Genomic DNA, 1511 nt, shown 5'->3' with positions numbered 1-1511 from the left:
ACGGCGTCGTCGCTCGCGCGGCGCCACTCCTCGTAGGCGGCGACGACGCGCCCGAGCTCGGCATACCGCCGGCCGAGCCGCCTGGCCCGGGCTGCGTCGGCGTGCACCTCGGGGTCGGCGAGGGCCGCCTCGATCTCGGCGTGCTCACCGAGCAGCGGTGCGACGGCGTCGAAGACCTCGCTCACCGGCTGCTCCCCTCTCCCCCGTCAGATCAGACCCCAGGCACGACGACGCCGGCGGGTGCGGCACGCCGCCCGTCCCGAAGGAGGGGCGGGCCGTCATCCCCGCCGGCGTCGTGGGTGCTACTTGGCGTCCGTCTTGCCGTAGCGAGCCTGGAACCGGGCCACACGGCCACCGGTGTCGAGGATCTTCTGCTTGCCCGTGTAGAAGGGGTGGCACGCGGCGCACACGTCCGCGCGGATCTCGCCCGAGGGCGACGTGCTGCGCGTCGTGAAGGTGTTGCCGCAGGTGCAGGTCACCGTCGTCTCGACGTACTCGGGGTGGATGTCGCTCTTCACAGTCGTTCTCCTATCGACGGGTCCCCGGGTCGCAGGCGCTGATCGCCTCCGTGAACCGCAGACCAAGGGGTCAGTCTGCCAGAACGCAGGCGACTGCCGAAATCATCCCTCGACGGCGACCTTCCTGCCCCACCTCCAGTGCGGGCCCCTGTCCTGCCCTACGGTGATCGCGTGGCGGACTGGGTCGAGGTGACGGACGGCGTCCTGGTGCTCCGGCACGCGCCGGGCGCGATCGACGTGACCACCACGGCGGTCCTCGGACCCACCGGGGTGGTCGTCGTCGACACCCTCGGCACGCCGGCCGCGGCCTCGCGTGCGTACGCCAGCCTCGTCACCCGCACCACCCTGCCCGTGGTCGGGATCGTGCACACCCACGCGCACCACGACCACACCTTCGGGGCCGTCGCGTTCACCGACCGCGGGCACCGCCGCGCGACCACGTACGCCCACCACCGCTTCGCGGAGCACCTGGGGCGGCACGAAGAAGCCGAGCTGGCCGCCGGACGGGCCGGCGACCTCGTCCTGGACCATCCCGCCGCCTGGGACGAGGTCGCCCTCACCGGTCCGGAGGTCCCGGTCATGGGCACGGTCACGGGCACGACGACGATCAGTCCGGCCGGCCGCGACCTCGTGCTGCACCCCCTGCCGACCGCCCACACGACCTGCGACCTCGTGGTCCACGTGCCCGACGCCGCGACCTGGGTCGTGGGGGACGTGGTCGAGGAGTCAGCCGCGCCGAGCTTCGAGGTCGACAGCGACCCGGTCGGCTGGGCAGCAGCGGTCACCGCCCTCGCGGCGCAGATGGAGCCCTGGGCCGTCGTCGTGCCCGGGCACGGGGCCTGCGTGGACAGGGCGTTCGTCGAGGCCCAAGGGCGTGGGCTCGTCGCGCTCGCCGCCGCCCTCGAGGAGTGCCGGGACCGGGGGGTCGGCGAGGAGGCCTCGGTCGCCGCCCTCCGGGAGGTGACCGGCTGGCACGGCGGGACCCTGCGCGCC

Annotated in this window: 3 protein-coding genes; 1 reads left to right on the top strand and 2 read right to left on the bottom strand. The window is 73.9% G+C overall.

The window, feature by feature from the left end:
- Both L0B03_RS17745 and rpmE read right to left on the bottom strand, forming a co-directional pair.
- Positions 1 to 185: PCRF domain-containing protein (locus tag L0B03_RS17745; RefSeq protein WP_250448325.1), on the bottom strand; the 185-nt coding region annotated here is incomplete at its 3' end.
- Positions 186 to 302: 117 nt separating this feature from the next.
- Positions 303 to 518, bottom strand: a complete 216-nt coding sequence (gene rpmE / locus L0B03_RS17740; protein WP_250448323.1) for a 50S ribosomal protein L31 — start codon at positions 516 to 518, stop codon at positions 303 to 305.
- A 171-nt stretch (positions 519 to 689) separates the two neighbouring features.
- On the opposite strand from rpmE, the gene L0B03_RS17735 reads away from it, so the two are divergent.
- Positions 690 to 1511 (top strand): MBL fold metallo-hydrolase (locus L0B03_RS17735; RefSeq protein WP_250448321.1); only part of this gene is annotated, 822 nt, incomplete at its 3' end.

Origin of the sequence: Actinotalea sp. C106 (assembly GCF_023630195.1) — a bacterium.
Classification (GTDB): domain Bacteria; phylum Actinomycetota; class Actinomycetes; order Actinomycetales; family Cellulomonadaceae; genus Actinotalea.
Note: the sequence above shows the minus strand (reverse complement) of the source record. Positions and strands in the feature narration are given on the sequence as shown.